The 22385-nt window shown below is 66.8% G+C and carries 20 protein-coding genes; 7 read left to right on the top strand and 13 right to left on the bottom strand.

Annotated elements, in window-relative coordinates:
- Window positions 1–85 precede the first annotated feature (85 nt).
- Window positions 86–964, bottom strand: coding sequence for an NAD-dependent epimerase/dehydratase family protein (locus Mal64_RS18175; RefSeq protein WP_146402988.1), 879 nt, complete (start codon window positions 962–964; stop codon window positions 86–88).
- A 92-nt stretch (window positions 965–1056) separates the two neighbouring features.
- Window positions 1057–2286, bottom strand: coding sequence for a 1-acyl-sn-glycerol-3-phosphate acyltransferase (locus Mal64_RS18170; protein ID WP_146402986.1), 1230 nt, complete (start codon window positions 2284–2286; stop codon window positions 1057–1059).
- Between the two features lie 236 nt (window positions 2287–2522).
- Here Mal64_RS18170 and xerD point away from each other — a divergent pair, with 236 nt between their 5' ends.
- The gene (gene xerD, locus Mal64_RS18165) at window positions 2523–3467 is read left to right on the top strand and encodes a site-specific tyrosine recombinase XerD (protein ID WP_146402984.1); all 945 of its coding nucleotides are present in this window, start codon (window positions 2523–2525) and stop codon (window positions 3465–3467) included.
- Between the two features lie 73 nt (window positions 3468–3540).
- Here the strand turns inward: xerD and ppk2 are convergent, their stop codons facing one another.
- The 6 genes from ppk2 to Mal64_RS18135 form a co-directional block, all read right to left on the bottom strand.
- Entirely contained in the window at window positions 3541–4452 is a 912-nt protein-coding gene (gene ppk2, locus Mal64_RS18160) for a polyphosphate kinase 2 (protein ID WP_231993843.1), read from the bottom strand.
- Window positions 4453–4671: 219 nt separating this feature from the next.
- Window positions 4672–5655, bottom strand: a complete 984-nt coding sequence (locus tag Mal64_RS18155) for an aldo/keto reductase (RefSeq protein ID WP_146402982.1) — start codon at window positions 5653–5655, stop codon at window positions 4672–4674.
- A 228-nt stretch (window positions 5656–5883) separates the two neighbouring features.
- A complete protein-coding gene (locus Mal64_RS18150; RefSeq protein WP_146402980.1) occupies window positions 5884–8019 on the bottom strand; it encodes a carboxy terminal-processing peptidase in 2136 nt (711 codons plus the stop codon).
- A gap of 364 nt (window positions 8020–8383) precedes the next feature.
- Window positions 8384–9433 carry a hypothetical protein gene (locus Mal64_RS18145; RefSeq protein WP_146402978.1) on the bottom strand — a complete coding sequence of 350 codons (1050 nt, stop codon included), beginning with the start codon at window positions 9431–9433 and terminating at the stop codon, window positions 8384–8386.
- Between the two features lie 233 nt (window positions 9434–9666).
- Window positions 9667–11085: an aminotransferase class V-fold PLP-dependent enzyme gene (locus tag Mal64_RS18140; protein ID WP_146402976.1), complete on the bottom strand. Its 1419-nt coding sequence runs from the start codon at window positions 11083–11085 to the stop codon at window positions 9667–9669.
- Between the two features lie 180 nt (window positions 11086–11265).
- Window positions 11266–11700, bottom strand: coding sequence for a hypothetical protein (locus Mal64_RS18135; protein WP_146402974.1), 435 nt, complete (start codon window positions 11698–11700; stop codon window positions 11266–11268).
- A gap of 338 nt (window positions 11701–12038) precedes the next feature.
- Between Mal64_RS18135 and proC the strand changes: the two genes are divergently transcribed.
- The 5 genes from proC (at window position 12039) to Mal64_RS18110 (ending at window position 15789) form a co-directional block, all read left to right on the top strand.
- On the top strand, window positions 12039–12848 hold the full coding sequence (proC, locus tag Mal64_RS18130; RefSeq protein ID WP_146402972.1) for a pyrroline-5-carboxylate reductase: 810 nt from the start codon (window positions 12039–12041) through the stop codon (window positions 12846–12848).
- Between the two features lie 117 nt (window positions 12849–12965).
- On the top strand, window positions 12966–13202 hold the full coding sequence (locus Mal64_RS18125; protein WP_146402970.1) for a hypothetical protein: 237 nt from the start codon (window positions 12966–12968) through the stop codon (window positions 13200–13202).
- Between the two features lie 208 nt (window positions 13203–13410).
- Window positions 13411–14190, top strand: a complete 780-nt coding sequence (locus Mal64_RS18120; protein ID WP_146402968.1) for a hypothetical protein — start codon at window positions 13411–13413, stop codon at window positions 14188–14190.
- Between the two features lie 105 nt (window positions 14191–14295).
- Window positions 14296–14889, top strand: a complete 594-nt coding sequence (locus Mal64_RS18115) for an elongation factor P (RefSeq protein WP_231993840.1) — start codon at window positions 14296–14298, stop codon at window positions 14887–14889.
- A gap of 153 nt (window positions 14890–15042) precedes the next feature.
- Entirely contained in the window at window positions 15043–15789 is a 747-nt protein-coding gene (locus Mal64_RS18110) for a class I SAM-dependent methyltransferase (protein ID WP_146402966.1), read from the top strand.
- Between the two features lie 9 nt (window positions 15790–15798).
- Here Mal64_RS18110 and Mal64_RS19985 read toward each other — a convergent pair whose 3' ends face one another.
- The 3 genes from Mal64_RS19985 to ettA form a co-directional block, all read right to left on the bottom strand.
- Window positions 15799–15957 (bottom strand): hypothetical protein, encoded by a 159-nt coding sequence (locus tag Mal64_RS19985; protein WP_197525872.1) that lies wholly within the window; start codon window positions 15955–15957, stop codon window positions 15799–15801.
- Window positions 15958–16005: 48 nt separating this feature from the next.
- Window positions 16006–16974 (bottom strand): C45 family autoproteolytic acyltransferase/hydolase, encoded by a 969-nt coding sequence (locus Mal64_RS18105; RefSeq protein WP_197525871.1) that lies wholly within the window; start codon window positions 16972–16974, stop codon window positions 16006–16008.
- Window positions 16975–17040: 66 nt separating this feature from the next.
- Window positions 17041–18720: an energy-dependent translational throttle protein EttA gene (ettA, locus tag Mal64_RS18100; protein WP_146402962.1), complete on the bottom strand. Its 1680-nt coding sequence runs from the start codon at window positions 18718–18720 to the stop codon at window positions 17041–17043.
- Window positions 18721–18927: 207 nt separating this feature from the next.
- Between ettA and Mal64_RS18095 the strand changes: the two genes are divergently transcribed.
- Complete coding sequence (locus tag Mal64_RS18095; RefSeq protein WP_146402960.1) at window positions 18928–19428, top strand: LURP-one-related/scramblase family protein; 501 nt, start codon at window positions 18928–18930, stop codon at window positions 19426–19428.
- Here Mal64_RS18095 and Mal64_RS18090 read toward each other — a convergent pair.
- Together Mal64_RS18090 and Mal64_RS18085 are read right to left on the bottom strand one after the other, a co-directional pair.
- Window positions 19425–21239, bottom strand: coding sequence for a cation:proton antiporter (locus tag Mal64_RS18090; RefSeq protein ID WP_197525870.1), 1815 nt, complete (start codon window positions 21237–21239; stop codon window positions 19425–19427). The two genes, Mal64_RS18095 and Mal64_RS18090, sit on opposite strands and share 4 nt — an antisense overlap.
- A 103-nt stretch (window positions 21240–21342) precedes the next feature.
- The gene (locus Mal64_RS18085) at window positions 21343–22242 is read right to left on the bottom strand and encodes an MBL fold metallo-hydrolase (RefSeq protein ID WP_391570439.1); all 900 of its coding nucleotides are present in this window, start codon (window positions 22240–22242) and stop codon (window positions 21343–21345) included.
- Window positions 22243–22385 lie beyond the last annotated feature (143 nt).

Genomic DNA, 22385 nt, shown 5'->3' with positions numbered 1-22385 from the left:
TCGGGCTCGTCCGCTACGCCCGACGTTTCCAGGCCCATGATAGGACCCCAGTGGGGGGCCCGCAACCAACCGGCAACGCCGTCGATCACGAGACATCCGGCTCGCTGCCGAGGGCGTGCAGCAACCCTTCGCGATAGCTTGGGTAAACCGGTGAGAACCCGAGGGCGGCGACCAAGCGGGTGTTCCGCACCCTTCGATTTACGGCTGCCCGAGCGGCGCGGGGAGAATCGGGGTCGGGTGCGGTGAACTGAGGAGGAGGGCCCCCCACCAAGCGGGCCGCTTCGCTGTAGTACTCTCGCCGCACGACCGGCGAACCGTCGGAAACGCACAACAGGCTGGGCGTTTGGGGACCATCCGCTGCGGCCACCACCACGGCGGCGGCGTCGTCCGCGTGGATCAGGTTGAGGTACCCCTCGGCTGGAGCCGCGATCGGCTCGCCGTCGCTCAGAGCCCGCAGATAAGGCACACGGCCCGGCCCGTAGAGCCCCGCGAGACGCAGCCGTACGCTGCGCCCCGCCAGCGGCGAGGCGGTGAGCACGCACTCGGCTGCGAGCGACGCCCGGGCGCCCTCGCGGCCGGGGCCGGTGGGGGTCGTTTCATCGATCCAGCCCCCCGCGGCGTCGCCGTACACGCCGGTGGTGCTTGCATAGATCAGCCGTTCGGGCTCCGCCTTGAGCGCCGCGATAACATTCGACAGGCCGCCGGCGTACGTCTCGACGACCGACGGGCCCGCCGCGCGATCGAACCCCACGGCGTACAGCACTGTGTCGGCGGCCGGCAGGCCGGCCAGCGTGTCGGGTTGAGTCACATCGGCGACAAACGGCGAGAGGCCGTCGCTCGCAAAGCCGGCCGCTCGCTGCGCGCTGCGGGTGACGACCGTCACCAGGTCGCCCGCCGCCAGCCACCGCCGCGCGACACGCTCGCCAAGGTAGCCGCAACCAAAGATCAGCCGGTGTTGGGACAAGGAACAACCTCGAAAAGGGGCACGGGCAACTCAGGGCATAAGATCAAAAGATCCCAGAGCCCCAGCCCGTCAGGGGCGGGGAGGCAAACAACTCAACCTTCCTCGCCAAACAACTCCCGCCGCCGCTCGACCACCAGTTCGTCGAGCATCGTCTGGAGCGACTCGCCGGCGGCGGCCATGGCGGGGTCCTTAACGGCCGAGCGGTCGCGTTGCGGGCTCACCTCGATCGCCTCGCCCACGACCATCGTGCAGTGCATCGGCCCGCGGTACCGGATGCGGTCGCAGTAGTCCTCGGCCATCCGCTCGACGGTCTCAACGATCCGCTCCGGCAGATTCTTCTCGGCCTGCAGGTAGCCGCGTGGGTAGTGATCGATCTGCTGCACGTAATAGCAGGCGGCCAAATCGAGCCAACGCTGGTGGCGTTCTTCGGGCGTGACCTTCTTGGCGATCAGGTCGGGCAGGATGGTCGTTCTCAAGGCTTTGACGCGCGCCACGACGCTCTCGCCCGGCCGGCTCTTGCCGTCGAGCCACTTTTTCTCGAGCCGCTCGAGCACCTCCTCGATCAGCACCTGGGCGCGCTCGAAGCGATCGCCCACACGAGCAGCGCCCACGTATTCGATCTCGTTGACCGCCAAGAGCGCCTCGCCGATCTGACCGATCCGCTCCACGGTGGAGAGGTGGGTTTGCGGCTGCCAGCTGAAGGCTTGCTCGAACCGGGTGAGCTCGTCGGCCACGGCCGCCTCGGCGTCGCCCTGGTACGAGTAGCGGATCGCCACCGGGTGGATCACCACGCCGGGCTTGCCCTCCTTCTCGCGCCGCTTGGCGGCTTGGCGGGCTATGAACGCGGGGCCGTCCATCATCTCCATCATCAGGTCGTTGTGCCGCGACACGGCGCCCTCGGCGAAAATGATGAGCGGGCGTCGCCCCCCGACCAGGATGTCGATCGCCTGGTTCACCGCCTGCCGATCGTTCCCTTCGCGGTAGACGCTGAAGGCGCCCAGCCGGCGGATGATGAACCGCTGGTACGCGCTCTCTTTGAACAAGTGCCAGCTCGCCATGGCGAACAGCTCCGAGCCGATCTCGGCCGACAGCAGCCCCAGCACCATGGGGTCGGACAACCGGCAATGGTTCGGCGCCAGGATGACGCTCTTGCCCTCGTCGATCGACGCCTTCAAACGGTCGGCGTGACGCGTCTCGTGCGAATGCACGCCAAACTGCTTACGCAAAAAACCTTTCAGGCGAAAACGCATCAGCCAGCACCAGAAGTCCGACTCGACTGGCGGCACGAATTCGTAAGGCTCCTCGAGGATGATCGACTGCATAGGAAAGGGGCTGCGGAGTCTGGGGTCGGGGAGCGGGGAACCTGGGGCCAACGAGCGATCCGCATCAGTTGGATCAGCAAAATCGACCTTAAAATCATCACAGGGCCGTTAGGTTACTCAACCCGGCCTGTCGGGGGCCATCCCACCCGACGATCGGAGAACCGAGCGACGCCGCCACGCCGCCCGGGCCGATAGAGTGATGGAGTCCTCCAAGCGACAAACTCGCCCGATCCACGATGCCCAATCCCCGAAAAAAGGTCGTCAAACCCCGCCGCGCCGCGGACGCCGCCGAGGCGAGCCACTGGCGCGACGCCTTCACGCGCTACCTCGCCACCGAGTGCGGGCTGGCCGAGAACAGCGTGGCCGCCTACCGCCGCGACCTGCGGCGGTTCTACGAGTGGCTCGCCGGGCGGCGGCTGCCCAACCTCACCGTGGGCGAACTGGCCGGCTACCCGGCGTGGCTCAGCGAGACGCAGGAGCTGGCCTCGGCGAGCGTCGCCCGCCACGTGGTCTCGCTGAAGGTCTTCTTCCGCTACCTGCAGCTCGAGGGGGTGCTCAACGACAACCAGGCGGCGCTGCTGGTGAGCCGCAAGCTGTGGCAGAAAGTGCCCACGGTGCTGAGCGCCACGCAAGTCGAAAAGCTGCTCGCCGCCCCGCAGCCGGGCGAGCCGCTCTGGCGCCGCGACCGGGCGATCCTCGAGCTCGCCTACGCCACCGGCTGCCGCGTGTCGGAGCTCAGCCGCATGCGGCTCGAAGACGCCAAGCTCGACGAGGGCCACTGCCTGTGCCACGGCAAGGGCGACAAGCAACGGCTCGTGCCGCTGGGGCGACGGGCCGTGCAGGCGGTGGAGGATTACTTAGAGAAAGAGCGGCCCAGGTTGGCGCAGCGTCGCGACCCGGCGAGCACGCGGCTCTTCCTCTCGTCACGCGGCGCGCCACTGCGGCGCGAGCGTGTGTGGGAGCTGCTCAAACGCTACGCCCGGCAAGAGGGGCTCACTTCGAAGCTCAGCCCCCACTCCCTGAGGCACAGCTTCGCAACGCACCTGCTGGCCGGCGGCGCCGACCTCAGGCACGTGCAGGAGCTTCTAGGCCACGCCTCGATCGCCACGACGCAGCTCTACACGCACGTGGATCACTCACGGCTGAAGAGCGTCCACAAGGCGTTTCACCCGCGAGGGTGACATACAGCCCCATGACCAGCGTGTGTTCACAGGCCTTATTGGAAATTGGGCTTGGTCACTTGGTCATCCGAGCTCAAAAAACCTGCGGCACGATCGTCTGGTCCTCGATCGGCGGCCGCACGTACGTGCCCGTGTCCATCTTGCGCGGCGGCAGGTCGAACGGCTCGGGGGTGAGGTCCTCGTAGTCGAACAGGCTCAGGAAGTGCGAGATGCAGTTCAGCCGGGCCGTCTTCTTGCAGTTGCTCGGCACCACGTACCACGGCGCCTGGCGGATGTCGGTGATCGCGAACATGCGGTCCTTGGCCATCGAGTACTCGACCCAGCGGTCGCGCGACTTGAGGTCCATCGGGCTGAGCTTCCAGCGCTTGGTGGGGTCTTGGATGCGGCCCTGGAAACGACGCTCCTGCTCCTCGTGGCTCACGGAGAACCAGTACTTCACCAGTTTGACGCCGGAGCGGACGATCATCCGCTCGAACTCGGGGCACGCGCGCAGGAACTCGCCGTACTCGTCGTTCGTGCAGAAGCCCATCACGCGTTCGACCCCCGCGCGGTTGTACCAGCTGCGGTCCATGATGACGATCTCGCCGCCGGCCGGCAGGTGGGCGGCGTAGCGCTGGAAGTACCACTGCGACTTCTCGCGCTCGGTCGGCGCGGGCAGGGCCACCACGCGGCAGACCCGCGGGTTGAGGCTCTCGGTGATCCGCTTGATCGTGCCCCCTTTGCCGGCCGCATCGCGGCCCTCGAAGATCACGACCACTTTGAGCTTCTTGGCGACAACCCACTGCTGGAGCTTGATGAGCTCGATCTGTAACTCGCCGAGCCGCTTCTCGTACTCTTTCGTGGAAGGCTTCTTGCCGCTCTGACGGTATTCGTGCGGAACGGCAGCGGCGCCGTTGGATTCTCCGCCTGACTGCGCCACCGGCGGGGAGGCCTTGGACTTCTTCTTTTTCTTTTTGCTCTTCTTCGCTTGGGTCACAGTCGCCACGGCGTCAGCCTCCCCGGGTGGGTAGTGGATGAGCTCTCCTACCGCCTGCGTGAGCCTGAAGCAAATCGGGCGCCAGCACTCCAGCAAGGCGCCGCCGAATCACGATTCTCCCCTTAAACCACTCGAAAAGACGTGAAGAAAATCGCCGGCGTGGCGAGCGGCGCCGTGGTTGAGCGGGCGAGTGACCAATAAACGGGCAGTCGCCCGCCGGATGGAGGCTCACCAGCAGGCGTGGACCAGCGGCCTGATCCGCTCGTCGTAGACCGCCCGCACGGCGGACATCGTGGCGGCGTCGAGCGGCTCCGCCCCGGCCGCGGCGGCGTTCTGCTCGGCCTGGGATGGGTTCCTGGCGCCGGGGATCGCACAAGTCACGCCGTCGTGCATGAGGATCCACCGCAAGGCGAACTGCGGCAGCGACAGCCCCGCGGGGCAGAGTTTCTTGAGCTCCTCGACCGCTTCGAGCCCGGTCTCGTAGTCGACGCCGCTAAACGTTTCACCGCGGTCGAACGCCTCGCCGTGGCGGTTGAACGACCGGTGGTCGTCGGCTTCGAACGTCGACTGCTTTGTGAGCTTGCCGGTGAGCATGCCCGAGGCGAGCGGCACGCGCGCGAGCACGCCGACGTTCGCCTCTTGGGCGAGCGCCAGCAACCGCTCCGCCGGCCGGTGACGGAACATGTTGAAGATGATCTGCACCGTCGCGACGCCGGGGTACTCGATCGCCTTGAGCGCCTCCTCCACGCGTTCAACGCTCACGCCGTAGTGTCGCAGCTTTCCTTGTGCGACGAGGTCGTCCATCACGCCGAACACCTCGGGCTGGTAATAGACGTCCGTGGGCGGGCAGTGCAGCTGCACCAGGTCGATCGCCTCGACACCGAGGTTCGTGAGGCTGCGCTCGACAAACGCCGTGAGGTTCGCGCGGTTGTAACCCTCGGCTGTGTGGGGGTCGAGCCGGCGGCCGGCCTTCGAGAGCACGTAAACCTGCTCGCTCCGCTCCTTGACGACTTGCCCGACGAGCCGCTCGCTGCGGCCGTCGCCGTACACGTCGGCGGTGTCGATCAGGTTGACGCCCAGGTCGATCGCCTTGTGCAACGCGGCAAACGACTGGTCGTCGTCGACCGACCCCCACGAGCCGCCGATCGCCCAAGCGCCGAAGCCGATGGGGGAGACTTGCCAGCCGGTTTTGCCGAGGGTGCGATGCTGCATGGAAAAAAGCCTTGAGCGAGTATGAGGAGTCCTAGTGCGAATCGCACGGATGCGTAGCGTGTGTGGCGGTGTGATTCGACGTCGAAAAGGCGAAAACAACGCTACGGCTAGCGGTAGTGCGATCTAGAAGCGGCGAAGCCGCTGCTGTTTTCCCTCCCCTCGTGGGGGAGAAAAAAAGCCGCCGGCTTCCGCCGGCGGCTTGGGGGCGTTTGGATTGGGGCCCTCGGTTCAGCGAGCCACGGCCACCTTGTTCTCTTTGAGGAGCTTCAGGTAGTCGACCACGATCGAGAGCGCCTCTTGGTTGTAGTGCTCATCCATGTCGTAGACCGGCTTGTCCGTGTCGGAGAGTTTCTCGCCGATCTCTTCCTGTTCCTTGTCAACGTCGAGCTCCTCGCGTTCGGTGAGGTACTCAATCAGGTTGAGCGTCACGGTCTTGTCGTCCTTCTGCTCCTCGTAGCGGCGGATGCGGGTCGTGTCTTCGGCGAAGTCCTCCGACGCCGCGATCCGCTCCATCGACATCCGCTGCAACTCGGCGCCTAGTTCGGGCGTCATCATCGCGAAGCGGTCGTGCCGCAGCGGCCGAACGCGGTCGAACGCCATGGCGAAATCCATGTCCGACTCGGCGATGCCGTCCAGGTGATCGGTGATCGACGGCACCGTGACGTCGGCGAGCACGCCGCGGTTCTGGGTGCTGTCGCCGCCGGGGCGGTAGAACTGCTGGATCGTCATCTTCAGGGCGCCCATGCTCGGCCGGTTCGCCAAGCCGAACAGCCGGTCGCCCAGGTCGTAGAGCTGCTGAACGGTCCCCTTGCCGTGGGTCGACTCGTCGCCGATGACGATGCCGCGGCCGTAGTCCTGGATGGCGCCGGCGAAGATCTCGCTGGCCGACGCGCTGAACTTGTTGGTGAGCACCGCCAGCGGGCCCGACCAAACCATGCCGGGCTCGGGGTCGTCGTACGGCTGGGTTCGACCGTCCGTGCCCTTCACCTGCACGACGGGGCCGCGGTCGATGAACAGGCCGGTCATGTTGACCGACTCGGTGAGCGAGCCGCCGCCGTTGAAGCGGAGGTCGATCACCACGGCGTCGACGCCGTCGCGGTTGAACCCTTCGAGCAGCCGGCGCACGTCACGCGTGGTGCTGCGGAAGTCGGGCAACCCGGCGCGGGCGCCGTCCATGTCCATGTAGAAGCTCGGCAGGTGGATCACGCCCAGCTTGTAGGGCTGGCCGCTCGGCTTCGCGCCCCACTCGATCACCGTGCTGCGGGCCTCTTGGTTCTTCAGCTCGATGCGGTCGCGTGTGATCGTGTAGACCTTGATCTCCTTGGGGTTGTCCACCGGCTTCACCTCAAGCCGCACGGTCGTGCCGCGCTTGCCGCGGATCAGCTTCACGACGTCGTTGAGCTTCATGTCGACGATGTCTGTCAGCTCGCCGCCCGTGCCTTGGCCGACGCCGATGATCTGGTCGCCCTTCTTGAGCTTGCCGTGCTCGTCGGCGGCGCCGCCGGCGATGACGTCGGCCACCTCGGTGTAGCCGTCCACGCCGCGGAGCGAGGCGCCGATGCCGTCGAGCTCGAGCCGCATCTGGATGTTGAAATTCTCCAGCGTCGAGGGGCTCATGTAGCTGGAGTGCGGGTCGAAGCCGCTCGTGATCGACGTGAGGTAGAGCTCCATCAGCTCGTCGTCGCTGGTCTGGTCCCAACGCTTGCGGAGGCTGTTGTAGCGCTTGCGGATCTTGTCACGCGCCTCGGTGAGCACCTCGGGGTCGATGCCGTTCTCACGCACCTCGTCGATTTCGCTCTTGTCGGCGATCTGAGTCAACAGGTCGAACTTCACCCGCTTGCGCCAGCGGTCGTCGGCCTCCTCGGGGCTCTTGGGGTAGTGCGCTTCGTCGCGGTCGCGGATCATCTCCTCGTCGACCGTGAAGTCGTGCGGCCGGTCGACCCACTCGGTGGCCGTGGCCACCCGCTCGTCGACCCGGGCGAGGAACCGGCTGAACACGGTGTAGGCGAAGCGGATGTCGCCGCGGCGGAACAGGTCGTCGAGCTGGTTGCGCTGCGTCATGAACTCGTCGACGTCCGACTGGTAGAAGTACAGCTTCCACGGGTCGAGGGTCTTGAGGAACGCGTCGAGGCCGCGCTGCGAGATCTCGTCGTCGATCGGATGACGCGAGAGGTGCTGCCGCTCCATGAAGTAACGGACCGTCATCGCGATCTGGCGATCGGAAGCCGACGGCTCGGTCGGCCGGGCCGCGAGCGGGGCCGTGCTAAACAAGGCCGCGCCAAACAGGGCCGCCACGCAGGCGAGCAAGGCGATCCGGGGTGACTGGCGGGAGGGGCTTGGCGTGTCGCTAGCAGCGTATTTCATGCGAGCTTCCTGGTCGGTCGGCGCCGCTGTCGAAGTGCGGCGTGATGGTCATACGATGAGGGCAGTGGGGCGTCGGTTCCGTGGGACGCCCGTTTTTCGGCTGAGGGGGGAACCCGCGGGCGGTCGTCGCGGCTTAGCGAAGACCGATCCGAAGGGGTGGTCGCTACCTCTTAAGAGACGACTAAACCCAAGCACACCAGCACTTTGAGACGATAGCGAGCCTCGGGAATCGGGGCAAGGTCACGCCTCCGCCACCCGACGGCCCCCGTTCGACGGGGTTCCTATCGCCGGGTACGAACGCCGGCAGGATTCGGTTCGGTGGTTGCAGGCGCCGAAATCGCAGCGATTTCTCTTATTAATCGGCTTATTCGAGCTCACGCAGCAGCCGCAGCAGCCGCCGGGGTCGAAAGCCATCCTCGTCGTCCAGGTCGTCGGCCCCCTCGGGATCGAGCCCCAGGGCCACGAGCTGCATCGAGGTCCAGCCGGTGCGGCGGCCCACGGCGTCGTACTCGACCGTGCGGGCCGAGACGAGCCCGCCCGGCGCCGCCGCGCAGTGGGTTTCTGAGGTGAGCACGCGCAAGCTGTCCGACGTGGTCTCGCCGTGCACTTGGAAGCTCTCGTGGAGCTTGTCGCCGATCTCGGCCGGCAGGTCGGTCCGGGTGACCGACTGCCAGGATCGCTGGGCGGGGTGATCGGCGTCCACGGTCGGCTGCGGCGAGACTGCGTTCTCGCCCTCGTCGGCTTGATCTTGGCTCTCGTCCGGCGGCGTGGTCGGTCTGCTGGCAAGCAACACCCGCTCACGCTTCAACAAGTAGGGAGCATGGCCCGCGGCGTAGAACACCGTTTCTTCCCAGCGGCCTCGCGGCAGGTTGGCCGTGATCCGCCAGCGTTCGCAAGGCACCATCTGGCCGCCGACCGTCAGGCTGGCGGGCTCGAGGATCTCGGCCGAAGCGATCGATTCGGGCGAGTCGGCCAGCAGCGAGAGCTCGATTTCCTGCGAGGCGGTCGGCAGCGGCTTGCCTTCTACCTCAACGTGGGTGGTCGAGAGCAGCGTGTAGGTTTCGGCGCCGACCGCCAGCAACCGTTCGGTCCGTAGCGACACGCTGCGGCCGGTGAGCCGGCCGCGGTCATCGAACGTCTCGTTGATGATCCGCAAACGCCGCCACGCGCCCGGCGCGTAGCGAGCCCAGGGATGATGCTCGGGCGGCAACGCCACGCCACCCAACCGGTCGGGGTCGAGTCGCTTGGCTTCGCTCGGCGGCGCCGGCAGCGAGGCGCCGGCAGGGGCGGGGAGCGCCTCGGGCGCCGCGGGGGTGGGCTCTCCTCGGAGCACCGACCGTTCGGCGGGCGCCGATTTGAGCAACGGCGGCGCGCGGAACGCCTCGGCGTCGTCCTGTCCGGCGGCCTGTCGCACAGGGACAGCCAGCAGCAACCAGCAGGCGGCCGCACAAGCGAGCCACGTCGAAGTCGCGTGTCGGAAAGTTGCCTGTGAAAACAAGAGCTTCGTCCGAGAGGAAAGGGGGCGTGCCCACTACCCGCGCGGCCCGGCATGACTTTCAGGCCACGGGCAAACCACGGGGCCCACAGCAAGCACGCCAAACAAAGTGGGATAGACGGCCCCTATGATAACCCAGATCGCGCGACCATTCAGCCGGCGGCGGCTTCGGTTCCCGCCTCGGACCCCGCAGCGGTCCCATTCTCGGAGCTTTTGGCCGGGGGAAGAGCCCCGACGAGCAGCAGATCTTGGTGAGGGAGCACCGTACGCAGATCGAGCAGCAACGCGCCGTCGGCCATCGTGCGGCCATGAATCTCCGCCGCTCCGCTGCGCAATGCCCGCTCGACCGGCTCGATCGATTCCCCTGCGGGTGTGAGACTGACGCCCCAAGAGGGGAGGGTGACCGCCGAGCCAGGCATCGGAGAGCCGCTCGGCGCGATCTCAACCGCCTCGGCCGAGGCGACCAGTGACGACTCGGCCAACTGCGGCGCGAGCCGCTCGGCTCGTGTTCGCAGGTTCTCCAGGGGCGCCGAGAGCAATTGGTAAACGGGGTGCGTGTAAGCGAGCCGGTCGGGCGAGTCGAGCAGGGCCAACGCCGCGACGAGCGCCGCTTCCGAGCGGGCGTCGAGCCGGCAGAGCGACGCTTCGACGAGCGAGGCGACTCGATCAAGCAGCTCCTTGCGGCCCAGGAGCAACCCGCACTCGGGTCCCGCCACGAGCCCGTCGCCGCTGAGCAGCACGAGGTCGGCGCCGGCTTGCAACGCCGCATGCGCCGATTCGCGGGCCACGCCGTCGGCCTCGCTCGGATCGATCAACGGTCCGCCGGCCAAGTCGACCAACAGCCACGCGCCTTGGTCGTGCGCCACGGCGGCAAGCTCTGCGATGGTGGGCCGCGCCCCGGCGTCGGGCGACTCGCGTTCGTCGCTGGCGAGCCGCAACGCGCCGGCCGCGTTCGCCAACGCCCCGCGGTAGTCTTCCGTGGTGCAGGCGTTGGTGGCCCCAACCTCGTGCAGCACCGCGCCGGCGGTCTGGCAAACGTCGGTCACGCGCAAGCCGGGCGATAGCTCGCCCAGGTCGCCCCGCGCGACGGCGACTCCCCGACCGTTGTGCAACGCTTTGAGCGCGAGCCACAAGGCCGACTCGCGTCGACCGGTGACCAGCGCCCGCTCGGCGCCGGCTAGCCGGGTGAGTGTTTCCTCGGCCCCCTCGGCTTGGGAGCGACGCGCGTAGTCGTCGGCCGTGGTCGCCAGCCGCTGCACGGCCGGCTCGGCCATCGGCGTTGACCAGCCATTGCCCCACAATCGCCCGGTGGCGTTCACCACCGTGGAGGCCTCGCGGCGCCGCGGCGTGGGCGCCAAGCGCCTGGCCACACGGTCCAGCAGGTCGCCCGCTGTGAGGTGCTGCAACTGGTCCTTGCGTTTGAGCGCCTCGTCGCGGACTTGCTCCACCGCGTTGCGCACGCGAGCAAACCCTTCCGAGCGGTTGAGCTTGTCGGTCACCGACTTGACGGTGGGATGGTCGGCGATCTCTTGGATCGACGGCAGGTTGCGTAAGAGGTCGTTCGTGTTCATCGCTTCCGCTCGGCGCGTGGCCAGGAGTTCCTGATGGGGGACGCATGACACGCGTACCCCCTCAGCGGAAGTCTACGCCCCTCTGCGGGGGGCGGCAAACCAGCGGCTGGTCGCTCGCGACGTTGCTCACGGCCAGGAACCTTGGCTTGCAGGGCTCCTTGTCCCAGCGGGTCCTGCGGCCTACCGGTACGTGCCGGGACGGTCTTGCGCGATGAACTCCGAGACGGTCCGAGCCTGCTGCGGCTCTTCGGGCGGAGTGAACAAGCGGGCCCAGAAACCGGGCCCCTCGGGCTCCTTCGAGCGCGGGGCCGCATCCGTCGAGGTCGTCCGCAGCTTGTCGAACGCCTGGTTCCAACCGTTGCGGGCGCCGGCCATCGCTTGTTGGCTGGCCGTGCTGACGCGCTCCACGGCGGTCGTGAAAGGGTTCGCCGCGGCTGGCTTGGTGGGGTCGGCTTCGCCCCCCCAGCCCGGCTTCCAATTGAGCTTGGGCATCTTGATCTCGGGCCAGCCGAGCTTGAACGCCGGCGTATCGACCATCGTGCCCGAGTCGCTCGACGCGGCGGGCGCCGCCTCGGCGGCGTGGGCGGGCAGGCATGTGCCGAGAGCCGCCAGCATGGCGACGCTCAAAGCAGAAAGGGCAAAACGGGATTCGTTGGCGTGGCGCATTTTCTCACCGCCTCCGAAAACGGGTTGGGAATTGGGGGCCGATTCGCGCACGATTTTCCGGCGTGCGCGGGGGGAGTTTGTCAAAAGCCCCGCCGGGCGTCCAGGCGGATCGCCGGCTGCCGCCAGTCCCCGGCAATCCGCCGGCAAGAGGGCTGGCCAGCCGGGGCTGGTCGCTACGCCCTTGGTCGCGGACGCCTTGCTGTCGTAGCATGGTCGCTTGCAGCTCGGGGCCGCCAGCTAGCACGCCCCGACCGGTTCCGCTCCCTCTCCACCGAGATCGCCGCCACATGCCCCAGCAAACCATCGGATTCATCGGCGCCGGACGCATGGCCCAGGCCCTCGCCAAAGGCTTCGTCTCCGCCGGCTTGGTCGGCGCCGATGGCCTCCGCGCCAGCGACCCCTCGGCCGAGGCCCTCGCCTACTTCGCTGACCTATTCGGCAAGGGCGCCGGCCGAGAGAGCAACACGCAGGTTGCCCAAGAATCGGACGTGCTATTTGTGGCGACCAAGCCGCAGTACGTCGAGTCGGTGCTCGCCGAAGTACGGAAGTCGCTCGACGCCAAGAAGCTGGTTGTCTCGATCGCCGCCGGCACGACGCTGCGCAAGATCGAAGCGGCCGCCGGCGACGGCGTGCCAGTGGTGCGGGTGATGCCCAACACGCCATGCCTGGTAGGCAGCGGGGCGTGCGCCTACGCGCTAGGATCGGCGGCCACGGCGGAACACGGCGGCCGGGTCGCCGAGTTGCTCGGCGCCGTCGGCGCCGCCCACGAGGTGGCCGAGCCGTTGCTCGACGCCGTCACGGGCCTCTCGGGCTCGGGCCCGGCGTTCATTTACACGGTGATCGAATCGCTCGCCGACGGGGGGGTCCGCGCCGGGCTGCCACGCGCGTTGGCGGCCGACCTGGCGGCGCGCACCGTGGCGGGCGCCGCCCAGATGGTGCTGCAGACGGGCGAGCACCCCGCCGCACTGCGCGACGCCGTTACCAGCCCCGGCGGCACCACGATCGCCGGCCTGGCCGAGCTCGAGAAGAACGGCTTGCGCTCCGCGCTGGTCGAAGCCGTCACGGCCGCGGCCCGACGCTCGGCGGAGCTGGCCTAATCGAGCCGCCGCGGCCATAATTGGCGTCGTTGCCGCACGGCTCTCCGCCTATTCGCCGCGGAGCCGTCCGTTTTTTAGCTGCGTCACACTACTGCCATCTACCTCTGCCATCTTCTTATGAGCATCCTCTGCCGCATCGACGACAAACACGTGCCGCTTTACCGCGTGATGTGGGTTGCCGCTACGCCGCACTACTGTGGCGAAGAGGATTGCCTGCGTGAGGGGTCCTACGAGGTCCGCCTCGAGCAGGAAGAGTCGGTCTGGGCCAAGGCGCCCGAGCACGAAGAGCTACTCGCCAAGCTCGAGTCGTGGCAGGGGGGGCTTGGTGGAGGCGACGAGGGGCGTAACTGGTGAGGCGACCCCGCGGGCCGAATTGCCGAGATCGGCTAGCCGCGGAATGACCAATGCCCTGGCCCCCCGGCCAAGACGGCCGCCGCCGCGCCGCCGCAGGGCTTGGCCCTTCTCCCAACCGTGTACAGCAGCCCGATTGGGGTTAAGATTGGTCGCAGGTGCGTCGCTCTCTCACACGACGCTGCGAGTCGATTTTCAGGAGGCCCACGCCATGCACGGCGACGACGATCCCTACGGGTTCGACGACGATGAACCAGACGATTTCAACGAGCTCGATGGCCTCGGCGATGGGTTCTCGGAGACCGATCCGTTTGCCGAGCCCGAGGGCGACGACATCGTCGGCGATCTCAGCGACGATCTGGACGGCGACAACCTCGCCGTGAACAGCCCCGAGAGCGACGGGCTCGAGGCCGGCGACCTCGATTTCGGGGCCGACGAGAACTCCGCCGGCGGCGCCGAAGGGGGCGAGCAGCTCGACTGGCGTGAGACCTATTATATTTTCTTCCAGCGGAACGAGCGGCCGACGCTCGCCGACGTCCAGAAAGCGCTCGACTCGGCCGGCGGCGGGATGACGTTCGAGCGCGCCCAGGCCGACGACGAAGGGCTGTTCGACTCGCTCTTGGTCCAAGCGCCCGAGGACAACGCGGCGCTCGAGGTGAGCTACGAGGCGGGCGACGCCGTGATCGAGCAGAGCCTCGACCTCGCCAAACGCGTTGACCGCGACGCCGACGGCGACCTGGTGGCCCGGCTCTTTCGCGCCGACGCCCGGCTCGACGTGATGCACTTCGAGCGGGTGACGTCGGCCGGCGACTCCGGCTGGGAGGCCGGCGGGGGCGACGACTTTGCCGACGACATGGGCGACCTGGACGGCGGCGCCGAGTTCGCCGTCGGCGGGCTCGACCCGGCGAGTCTGATCACGGTGGTCGAGGCCCTCGCCAAGCTCACCGGCGGCTTGCCAATCGACCCGACAACGGGTGAAATCTTGGTCTAAACGCGAGAGCAGGAGTGAGGAGAGCAGTAAGGATAGGCGTCTCTCCGCCAGGGGACTCCCATCCGATTCTCTCCACACGTCTCGACCCCGTTTACCCCCTTTCTATTGCTCTACTCCCTCTACTGCTCTAACCGCATGCTCGCCAAAGACATCAAAACCGGCACGATCGTCGTCCAAAACGGGGCGCCCTGCCTCATCGAGACGATCAACGTGCAATCCCCCTCGGCCCGAGGCGGCGCGACGATCTACAAGTTCCGTGCTCGCAACCTGGTCACGAAGAACAAGGTCGACATCACGCTCAAGGGGACCGAGGGCCTCGAAGACGCCGACTTCAAGAAGCGTGAGGTGAACCTCATGTACACCGAGCCGGGCCAGGTCCATTTCATGGACACCGAGACGTTCGAGCAGTACTCGATCGCCGCCGACGACGTGGCCGACGAGATGCAGTACGTCAGCGAGGGGCTCCAGGGGATCCTGGCGCTGATCTACAACGACGAGTGCGTGGGCATCAACCTGCCCGCCACTGTGGAGCTGAAGATCGCCCAATGCGACCCCGGCGTGAAGGGCAACTCGGCCACCGGCCGCACGAAGCCCGTCACGCTAGAGACCGGCGCCCAGGTGCAAGCGCCCGAGTACCTCGCCGAGGGCGAGGTCATCAAGGTCGACACCCGCACCCACGAGTTCTTGGGCCGGGCGTGATCGCAGCCACCAACGCCCCCAAACAACCCAATGGCGAGCCCCCGACGTGAGTCGGGCGAGTTGCGTGCAGCGCGCATGCGGCGCGCCAATAACTCCCCCGACTCACGTCGGGGGCTCGCTGTTTTACACGCGACGCCTTTTTGAGGAGTTTTGATGACGCGACAAGCGAAGAAAACCCCCGCCGACCTCTACCGTCAAGACCTCGCCCAAATCCACGTCGATGGGTACGGCTTCCACTGGGAGGGCGCCGCGCCGTCGGTGCTCGACTGGTTCGGCGAGGCGGGCGTGCCCGAGGGTGGCCTCGTGGTCGATTTGGGTTGCGGCGGCGGGCAGTGGCTTGCGCACCTCAACAAGCAGGGCTACGAGGCGTGGGGCGTCGATGCCTCCGAAGCGATGACGCGCCTCGCCAAGAAGGCGGCGCCGAAGGCGAAGATCGTCACCGGCTCGTTCGACGAGGTCGAGTTGCCGGAGTGCGACGCCGTGACCAGCCTCGGCGAGCCGCTCAACTACCTCAACAGCGGCCCGAAGATGCGGCGGACGATCAAGCGTGTCTTCAAGGCGCTCAAGCCGGGCGGGCTGTTCGTGTTCGACGTGCGGCACCCGCCCGACAGGGAGTTGCCGAGCGTCGACCGCGTGCGGTCGGGCGAGGATTGGTTCTGCCACTCGCGCGCCGAGGAAACCCCCAGCCGCCTGGTCCGCCACATCACCACGTTCCGCCGCGCGGGCAAGGAGCGTTTCCGGCGCGATCAAGAGACCCATAGGCTCAAGCTCTTCACGCGCAAGGAGATGGCCAACTGGCTACGCGAGACGGGCTTCAAGGGGGGCACGCGGCGCCGCTACGGCGACTACAAGCTCGGGCCTCGGCAGAGCGTGTTCGTCTGCCGCAAGCCGAAGAGGTGACCGCGGGGATCAGCGCTTCTTCGCCTTTTTCTTCTTAGGAGACGCTTTCTTTTTGGCGGCGGCCTTCTTGGGGGCTGCCTTCTTGGCGGTCTTCTTCTTGCCTCCGCTGAAGATCTTGTCCCAGCCCTCGGCGTAGTCTTTCGTCGATCCGACGCGTGCGGTCGCCATGGTGTTGTTAGCTCCTGTATTCAGTGAAGTTCTTCGTGGGGCGGGAAACTACTCGATCAAGTCGTCGGACTCAAGAAGGTTTCTTGGGACAAACAACCGGAAATCGAAAGTCGCAGGCCGCATGAGCACGTGCTGACTCGTGATACGCTGCTGAACCCGGCCGTCGGTAAGCGTGTAGAGCAACGCTTCGTCGGCGGGGGCGCCTCCTAACTGCCTGGCTAGTTCCTCAAGTGCCTCTCGGCGGCTGCAACTAGTAAGTAGTAGCGTGTTGGCAAGGCCCGCTGAATCAGCATCCATCTTCTGGTAACTGTTTGTGGTAACCAACGGGTCTTCACCCGCAGGGCGTCGAACTACTGCCTTAGTTGGGGTACGCTCGACGCACACACGCTCGTGGTTCTTGTCGCCGACTACGGTCACCAAACAGCTTGCAGCAAGCCGTTGGCGGCAGAGCCATTCGACAGCCTGCTCAAAGCTACGCGCCTTTTCAAGAACTCGTCTCAGAAAGAGCATCACCGGGTAGCCGGTGCGACGAACCCCTTCAGGCGAGCCAACCGCGTTCATGGCGAGAGCAAAGTTTTCCGTCATCCCAGTGACGACACCAAGGGCCCCGGGCCAGCTGGCGGAGTAATAAGTATGCTGCCCTCGGAAGTGGCAGAAAACATAACTCGCTCTTGCGAGCTCACGCTCAGGCCACCAATCCATATTGCGTGCGATCATAGGACCGTGTTCCGTCGCTATAGCCACGGTCGAGCAAGCGAACATTCCGATGACATACTCGTACGATACGGCGGCGAGCATCAGCTCGCGCCAGTCGACGCCTATGACACGCGATAACGCAACCGCCTCACGGTGGTGGCGCCAAATCGTCCGCGCGTCGATCACGCTTGCAAACAATCTGAGCCATCGGCTTACGGTGGGGTTCTCAGCACGCACGGCGTCGAGCAGGTCGCGTGTCTCGCTCCCAATGATACGCTGCATCTCCAAGTAGCGGACAGATCGAGGCAGGTCGTAGTCCACGCCAATCGCGGGTCTTTCTACCCAGGGGACCATGAGAGCCATTTGCCACTTGAGAAAGAACTAACCCTACGCCAGCTTCTTGTACTTGAAGCGGCGCGGCTCGTCGCCGTCTTCGCCCATCCGCTCGCGGCGTTGCTCTTCGTAGACCTGGAAGTTGCCCTCGCAGTAGTGGACGTAGCCGTCGCCCTCGAAGGCGAGGATGTGCGTCGCCAGGCGGTCGAGGAACCAGCGGTCGTGGCTCACTACCACCGCGCAGCCGACGAACGTGGCGACGGCCTCTTCCAAGGCACGCAGCGTGTCGACGTCGAGGTCGTTCGTCGGTTCGTCGAGGAGCAGCACGTTCGAGCCGCCGCGGAGCAGCTTGGCGAGGTGGACGCGGTTGCGTTCACCGCCCGAAAGCACGCCGACCTTCTTCTGCTGGTCGGCCTTCTGGAAATTGAACTTCGCGACGTACGCCCGGCTGTTGACCTGCTTCTTGCCCATCTCAATGACGTCCAGGCCGTCGGAGATCTCCTGCCACACGGTCTTGTCCGGGTCGAGGTGGTCACGCGACTGGTCGACGTAGCCCAGGGCCACGGTGGGGCCGAAGGTGAGCTGACCGCTGGTCGGTTCCTCCTTGCTCATCAGCATGTTGAGCAGCGTCGTCTTGCCGGCGCCGTTGGGGCCGATGATGCCGACGATGCCGCCCGGCGGCAGGCGGAAGTTCACGTTCTCGAAGATCAGGTTGTCGCCAAAGCTCTTCGACAGGTTCACCGCCTCGACCACCTGATCGCCCAGCCGCGGGCCGGGCGGGATCTGGATCTCGAGCTCCTCGGAGCGTTCTTCGAATTCCTCGGCCACCATCTTCTCGTACGAGCTGATGCGGGCCTTGTTCTTCGTCTGCCGCGCCTTGGGTGAGCTGCGGATCCACTCGAGTTCTTTGGTAAGGGTCTTCTGGCGTGCCGACTTCTTCTTCTCGTCCTGCTCAAGCCGCTTGGCCTTCTGCTCCAGCCAGCTCGTGTAGTTCCCCTCGAACGGGATGCAGCGGCCGAACTCGATCTCGAGGATCCACTGCGCCACGTTGTCGAGGAAGTAGCGGTCGTGGGTCACCGCGACGATCGTGCCGGCGTACTCGGCCAGGTGCCGCTCGAGCCACAAGATGCTCTCGGCATCGAGGTGGTTCGTCGGCTCGTCGAGCAGCAGCAGGTCGGGCTTGCGCAGCAAGATTTGGCAGAGCGCGACGCGGCGCTTCTCGCCGCCCGAGAGCTTGGTGACGTCGGCGTCGCCTGGCGGCAGGTTGATGGCGGTCATCGCGACCTCGACCTGCCGCTCCAACTCCCAGGCATTGGCGGCGTCGATCTTGTCTTGGAGCTCGGCCTGGCGGGCCATCAGCTTGGCCGTGGCCGCCTCGTCGTCGGCCACCTCGGCCATCTTGTTCCACGAATCGTTGTACTCGTCGACCATCGACTGGGTCTCGGCCACCGCCTCCATGACGTTGCCCATCACGTCCTTGTCGGGGTTGAGCTGGGGCTCCTGGCTGAGCATGCCGACCGTGAACCCTTCGGCGAGCGCCGCCTTGCCCTCGAACTCCTTGTCGACGCCCGCCATGATGCGCAGCAGCGTGCTCTTGCCGGCGCCGTTGCGGCCCAGCACGCCGATCTTGGCGCCGGGGTAGAACGCCAGATCGATCTCCTTGAGCACCTCGCGCTGGCCGTGCTTCTTGGTGAGGCCGGCGATCTGGTAGATGTATTTTTGGTTGGGGGCCATAGACGTGGAGGGAAGGGCAGGGGGAGGAAAACGGGTTGGTGGGGCAGCGTCTCCGACCCGACTTGGTCGGAGAATTTCTTGCGTTTTATTGCTGAATGAGCGACCAGTCTAGCAATTCGGAGGGCGGTTTGGGAGTGTGGGCGCCGGGGCAAGATCGCCGCCCCCGTGGCGAATCGCCTGAGAATTTAGCACCCCTAGGAGTTTGCGATGCGCTACCAGATCAAACAGCGGTTGATGAGCCTGCGTGGGCGGTTCGACATCTTGGACGAATCGGGCGAGCCGGTGCTCCACGCCGTGGGAAAGGCCATTGCGATCCGCACGCAGTACTCGCTGCAGAGCCTCGATGGCGAAGAGCTGCTCTTGATCCGCCAGCGGGTGCTCTCGCTCCTGCCGAAGTTCGACATCCTCCGCAACGGCCAGCCGCACGCCCTCGTGCGGCGCGACTTTTCCTTCCGGCCGAGATACAGCGTTCAGGTGGAGGGGGGCGAGGACCTGCGTGTCCGTGGCTCGCTGCTCGAATACAACTACGAGATCACTCGCGGCGGCCAGACGGTCGCCCTCGTCGCCAAGACCGTCTGGTCGCTCAGAGACAATTACGGCATCGAGATCTTCGAGCCCGAGCTCGACGCGCTGGTGCTGGCCGTGGTGATTGTGATCGACGCGGTCAACGCGACGCAGGGCAGCAGCTTGTCCAATCTCGGCGGCTAATCTGCGTTCTGCAAACCATCGTGCGGCGGGTCGCGACGCTGCTGGATCTCTTGCTGCTGGACCGCATCGGCCAGCGTCAGCCGCGCCGCGGCGGCCAGCCGATGGCCGACCTGGTCCTCCTCGTCGATCACCTCGTGGGCGCCCGCCATGATCAGCTGCCAGCGCCAAACGTGGTAGCGACAGCGGACCACCAGCCGAGCCTCCGGCGCCAGGTCGCGGCAGAGGTACACAACCTGCCGTGTGGCGGCGTGGTCGGGCACGGCGATCACCACGCCACGTACACGACCTACGCCGGCGTGCTCGAGCACGTCGGGCTGCGTGGCGTCGCCCACCATGCCGCGCAGCCCGTAGCCGCGGGCCGAGGCGATGTTGCCCGGGTTCATGTCGAGCACCATGATCTCCTCGGGCCGCCATGACTCGATCGGCACGCCGGGCACGCTGTCGAGCGGCATCGACGCGTCGAGCAACCCCTCGGCGACTCGCTGGCCGGCGGGGCCGAAGCCAACGATCAAGAGCCGCACGCCGCCGTGCTCGCTTCCTTCGCCGGTCGCCTCACTCGGCTTGAGGGACCCCGACCAGCCGCTCCCGAACCTCTTGGCGCACCACGCCCCCACACGCGGACCGGCCGCCACGAAGTAGGGCGTGAGCAGCAGCGAGACGATCGTCGCCGACACCATCGCCCGGAAGGTTTGGTCCGACAGGATCGCGCTGGCCGGGCCGCCCGACTGGGCGATCGTCGCCAGCACGAAGGAGAACTCGCCCACCTGGGCGAGCGCCAATCCGGTGGCGACCGCGTAACGCGTTGGCTGGCCGAAGAGGATCGCCAGCAACGCGATCACCAGCGGCTTGAGCAGCACGAGCACCGCCACGATCGCCGCCACGAGCCAGGCGTGGTCGAGCAGCCAGAGCGGGTCGCCGAACATGCCGATCGCGGTGAAGAACAGCGTGATCAGCACCGTGGAAAGGGGCCGCACGTCGGCCCGGATCTGGGCGGCGTAAGGCGAGACCGCCAGCAGCACGCCGGCGGCGAACGCCCCCAGGGCGGGGCTCAGCTCCAGTTCGTAGGCCGCCCACGCCGACCCCAGGGCGAGCACCACGGCCAGCAAGATCGGCAGGTCGCGGTTGCGGAGCATCGACCGCTGCGACTGCAAGCGGGGCAGCACGTAGTTCGACACGGCGTAGAACACGCCGATCAGCGCGACGCCGAGCGCGAGTGTCAGCAGCGCCTTGCCGGCGATCGCGGCCACACTGGGCGGGGCTTCGCCAGCCACGCCCGCCATGGCCGTCACGACGAGCATCATCGGCACGACGGCCACGTCCTGGACCAGGAGCACGCCGAGCGCCCCGCGGCCGGCGGCGCCGTCGGTCTCGCCACGCTCCGAAAGCAGCCTCAACACGCAGGCGGTGCTGCTCATCGTCAGCATCAGGCCGACGACGAACGCCGCACGCGGCGGCAGCCCGAGCCCACGCGAAACGGCGTAGCCGATCGCCGTGGTGAGCACCACCTGCAACACGCCCACGGCGAGCGTCCTGGGGCCGAGCTCCCAGAGCCTCCGCGGCGTGAACTCCAGCCCGATGACGAACAGCAAGAGGGCGACGCCGACTTCGGCGATCAAGAAGATCTGCTGCTGGTCGCTCACCCAGCCCAGCATGCTGGGGCCGACGATCGTGCCGGCGAAGAGGTAGCCGACGATCGCGCTCTGGCGGAAACGCTCGGCAAGAGCGCCCAGGAGCATGGCCGCCAACAGCAGCAGCAGCACGTCTTGGAGCGGGCTCCAGACGGCGGCGGCGGCGAGGGGGGCGGGTAGCATTGGCGGCATAGCAGTCAAACGCAGGGCGTTCGCCCTCGGTTCGTAGGAAACCCAACACCGGCGCACCGGCTAATCAGCTACCGCGAACATCTGTCGCGACACTCTAAGTCAGCTCGATCACTTGCCCGTCGTACGCCAAATCCACGCCGTCCGGGAGCAACGCGCAGGTGGTCTCATGGTCCAACTCGTGCGACATGTGCGTGAAGTACGCGTGCTTCGGCTTTAAGACATCGACCAGGGCGAGCGCCTGCTCGATGTTAAAATGGGTGGTGTGCCCCTTCGGCCTGAGCGCGTCGAGCACCAGCACGTCGAGCCCGCGGAGGTGCTCCTGGCTCTCGGCGGGCATCTCGCTCACGTCCGTGCAGTAGGCGACGTTGCCGACGCGGAAGCCGAGCGTCACAAAGTTCGGCCCGTGCTTCTGGCGGACCGCCGTCACGCGGCCGCCGAGCACCTCGAACGGCTTGCGGCCGCCGTTGGGGTCGTCCTTGTTGACCGGCCCGATGCGCTCGAACGACAGCTTGGGCGTCGCCCCGGCGTGCAGGTTGGGCAATTCCTTGAAGGCGTAGTCGAACGACTTGCGAACCCGCTCCTCGACCGACGGCTCGCAGTACAGCGGCAGCGGGCCGTTCAGATAAAACTGCATCAGCCGCACGTCGTCCAGCCCGAACAGGTGGTCGGCGTGCTCGTGGGTGTAGGCCACGGCGTGGACCAGCCCAATCCCTTCACGCAGCAGTTGCTGCCGCAGGTCGGGCGAGGTGTCGATCAGCAGGTTGCCCTCGGGCAGCCCCAGCACCACGCTGCAGCGTGTGCGGTTGTTGCGGGGGTCGTCGCTCGTGCAAACGCCGCACCCGCAACCCAACGCGGGCACGCCAACGCTCGTGCCGGTGCCGAGCAGGATCATGCGGCCGGTGATGTCGCGGCTGACGACCTCACGCTTCTTGGGCTTCTTGGCCGGGGCCGAGCGAACGAAGGCCTTCTTGGGCGGCGGCTTGGGGATGCTCACAGGCGCGGCGGGCGGGGTCGGGAGGGAAGGGCGTGCGGCCCATTCTCGGCGCCCGGGCGGGCCGCGTCCAGCGGCCAGTTGATAGGGGAACCGCCAAGACGCCAAGGACGCCAAGGAGCGCCAGCCATTCTTTGATAAAGATT

Source organism: Pseudobythopirellula maris (assembly GCF_007859945.1).
GTDB classification, from domain to species: domain Bacteria; phylum Planctomycetota; class Planctomycetia; order Pirellulales; family Lacipirellulaceae; genus Pseudobythopirellula; species Pseudobythopirellula maris.
The sequence above is the reverse complement of the archived record's forward strand: the minus strand, read 5'-3'. Positions and strand labels throughout refer to the sequence as shown.